The organism is Bradyrhizobium sp., assembly GCF_019244115.1.
Classification (GTDB): domain Bacteria; phylum Pseudomonadota; class Alphaproteobacteria; order Rhizobiales; family Xanthobacteraceae; genus Bradyrhizobium.
On the sequence record NZ_JAFATE010000610.1, the window covers coordinates 1 to 2,831 of the forward strand.

Sequence of the window (2,831 nt, forward strand, 5' to 3'; positions counted from 1 at the left end):
TCGCCGCGCTTGTAGCCCTCTCCGCCAGAGAAACTTATCGAATCAATATCAGCGAGCTCGGCAATCCCGATGCGGTTGCAATGACCAAGGTGGAATACGCGAAAAAGCGCGCCGCGGCTCAGGCTGCATAGCCAAGATCAAGCGTGAGAGCGGTCGAAGAGTATTCTTCGACCGCTGTGGGCAACGAAGCAAGCTGCCGATTTCCTGAGAACAGGAAGCGGCGGACGGCCCTTCTCATCCCTTCAAATGCAAGGTTAGGTCAGCATGACGCCCGAAGCAGAATTTCATCAACGCGACCGTGACCTGCATCCGCCGGGCTCTCCGAAGAGACCCGGTCCGTTGCACTTGGCATCGCGAACCGCGCCGACAGCGTCGGCTTGGTGATCGCAACAGCCGCAGCGAGTTTGCCGCGTCTCATCAATCCCTGTGGCGCGCCATGCAGCGATCGCGCTATCCGGCCTGCAGGCGGGATTGAAAGAACCGCACGACGCGATCGACCGCATCACTTGCCATGGGATCTGTGTCCGAAAAATCGAAGGCATGGCCCTTGCCCGAATAGGTGACGAGTTCGGCCTCCCCTCCTGCAGCCTTGGCGAGTTTGACCAGCGCCTCGCCCCGCGCAAACGGCACGTTGCGGTCCGCGTCGCCGTGGAGCTCGAGGAGAGGCGGCAGGTGCTTCACCTCAGGCGCGATCTGCTCCGGCATGCCGCCATACAGCACGGCCAGCGCCGTGATACGGTTGTCACGAGCCGCCGCCACCGCAGCGACGAAGCCGCCGAGCGAGAAGCCGAGCAGGCCAAGACGGCCGGAACTGTCCGGCCTTGCGAGGATCGCGGTGACCGCGGACGACACCCGGCCGGTCCATGCGTCGAAGCGCTCCGCCTGGTAGGCCTGTCGGGCCTCCGATGTCGTGAGTTTCTCACGCGCGAGATCATCGACCGGACTGTAGTAGCGGATCAAATAGGCATCGATGCCCTGGGCGATCAGCGCATTGGCATAGCGCTCGTAGGCGCGCGGCTTGAGCTCGATACCGCGTGCGCCATGGAGAACCACGACGCCGGCGCGCTTTCCCGATCCCTCTGCCGCATAGCGTGTCAGAGCGACGTCGCCTTCACTGGCCGCAAGGTTGAGCGCTTCGGGATCTTTCGCATGCAAGGGACGGGAGGCGGCAACAAGTGCAAGCCCGCCCAAAATGCTTCTGCGGCTGATCATTCGCCCCCTTCCGGTGATTTCAAGCACGCCACTGCCAAGCGGGCGCGGACGCGTTTGGCGTCGGCGCAAATCGCGCCCGCTGCTCTCCGGTATCACAATACTACGGCACGCGCAGTCTCGCCGAAAAAATTCGGCCTACGCCTGCGCGGTTCGCCGGACCCGCCTGTGCTTCAGTGGCCGCGCCTGCGCCGCGACGCCGGGTCGGGAATCCCGATGCAGGTGGTGGTGCCGTCCGTTTCGCGCGCCGACCTGCTGCAAGGCACAGCCTTCACGGTTGCCGTCGAGGCCACATCTCCGCCGGCATTACCTTGACTGGCGCCGACATTTTGCGGCGATTGGCCGGCCGCCGGTGCTGCAACACCCGCGGCCGACGGCGCAGGCGCAGCCGGCGGCGGTGCGATGCCGAGCGACGGCGTCGCAGGTGGGGGTGGGGCCGATAAGGGCGGCGGAGAGAGGGCGGGTCCAGGACCTGCAGCGGCACCTGGACCGGCATCCGGGAGCTGTTGTGCAAAGCCCGCGAACGAGCCAACAGCCAGAACTATGACAATCGGGAAAGCTGATATCCGCATGGAAGCCTCCCTGTGAAAGCTCGGACCCATACTCTCCATTTGCGGCAGCATTCGGAACCGATTCGGGATCGCGGCATCAGAGCAAGCCGTGGCCCGGCAGCCGGCCGGCGCGTATCAGCGGTCCTTGGAGCCTTGCCGCTGATCTTTGCGGATCACATCCTCGTCGCGTTCGGTCGTCTTCGGAGGCCGCGGAGATTTTGGCAGGCCCGCCTGTCCTCCATGCTTGCCGCCTTGATCCTGATGGCCTTCCAGATCGTTCTCGCTAGGCAAGGCGCCTCTCCATTGCTGCGCTTTTGGATCAGCCCTGCCCCGGCCCATCAACGCGATGGCGCAAGCCGATGTTCCGTCCAGACCATGTCATGCGGCCAGCAGATCGCGGATGATGGCTTCCACGGCGCGATAATCGCTCGCCAGATAATGCGCGCCGGCATTTTTGAGTGCATCGGCATGGCCATCGCAGATATGTCCTGCCGCCAGCAGACCGATCACCGTGGCGCCGGCCGCACGCCCCGCCAAAACCCCGCCGGCACTGTCCTCGATGATGATGCAATCGTGCGGCGACACGGCGATTTTCTCCGCCGCATGCAGGAAAATGTCCGGGTGGGGCTTGCCGCGCGCGACATTGGAGGCGCTGAAGACGCGGCCTTCAAACAGCGGCGTCATGCGAAGAACGTCGAGACAAAAGGGCGAGCCTGTCCGGCGAGGAGGACGAGGCGATGCAGCGCGGCAGATCGGCGAATGTCGCGATGAATTCCTTGACCCCGACGATCGGCGCGAGACCTTGCCTGAATCGCATCAAGGTCCGCTCCTGATAGGCTTCCGCGAAGGATGCGGGCAGGCTTCGGCCGACCGTCTGTTCGATCGCGGCAATCACGTCGTGAAATCGTTTGCCCATGTAATCGCGATAGGCGTCCTCGAGCGTTGTGGGCACGCCGAGCTCCGTCACGACCTCCGCAAGCACGGTGTTGGACAGCACCTCGCTGTCGGCGATGACGCCATCAAAATCGAAGATGATGGCGCGCGTCATCGGTCAGCCCACTGGGCATTCTC

The 2,831-nt window shown here is 64.0% G+C and carries 4 protein-coding genes; all 4 read right to left on the bottom strand.

Features of this window, described 5'->3' with window-relative positions:
- Positions 1–450 precede the first annotated feature (450 nt).
- The 4 genes from JOZ76_RS26895 to JOZ76_RS26910 all read right to left on the bottom strand — a co-directional run bounded on the left by JOZ76_RS26895 (position 451) and on the right by JOZ76_RS26910 (position 2,808).
- Entirely contained in the window at positions 451–1,212 is a 762-nt protein-coding gene (locus JOZ76_RS26895; protein ID WP_291703806.1) for a dienelactone hydrolase family protein, read from the bottom strand.
- A gap of 683 nt (positions 1,213–1,895) precedes the next feature.
- Entirely contained in the window at positions 1,896–2,051 is a 156-nt protein-coding gene (locus JOZ76_RS26900) for a hypothetical protein (protein WP_291703808.1), read from the bottom strand.
- A gap of 87 nt (positions 2,052–2,138) precedes the next feature.
- Positions 2,139–2,444, bottom strand: coding sequence for an HAD family hydrolase (locus JOZ76_RS26905; RefSeq protein WP_291703810.1), 306 nt, complete (start codon positions 2,442–2,444; stop codon positions 2,139–2,141).
- A complete protein-coding gene (locus tag JOZ76_RS26910; protein WP_291703811.1) occupies positions 2,428–2,808 on the bottom strand; it encodes an HAD family hydrolase in 381 nt (126 codons plus the stop codon). Before JOZ76_RS26910 ends, JOZ76_RS26905 begins: the two co-directional genes overlap by 17 nt.
- Positions 2,809–2,831 lie beyond the last annotated feature (23 nt).

What these genes read in the sequence shown, in the direction of transcription:
- JOZ76_RS26895 (WP_291703806.1), bottom strand. Translation starts at nt 1,212, where the DNA reads ATGATCAGCCGCAGAAGCATTTTGGGCGGGCTTGCACTTGTTGCCGCC.
- JOZ76_RS26905 (WP_291703810.1), bottom strand. Translation starts at nt 2,444, where the DNA reads ATGACGCCGCTGTTTGAAGGCCGCGTCTTCAGCGCCTCCAATGTCGCG.
- JOZ76_RS26910 (WP_291703811.1), bottom strand. Translation starts at nt 2,808, where the DNA reads ATGACGCGCGCCATCATCTTCGATTTTGATGGCGTCATCGCCGACAGC.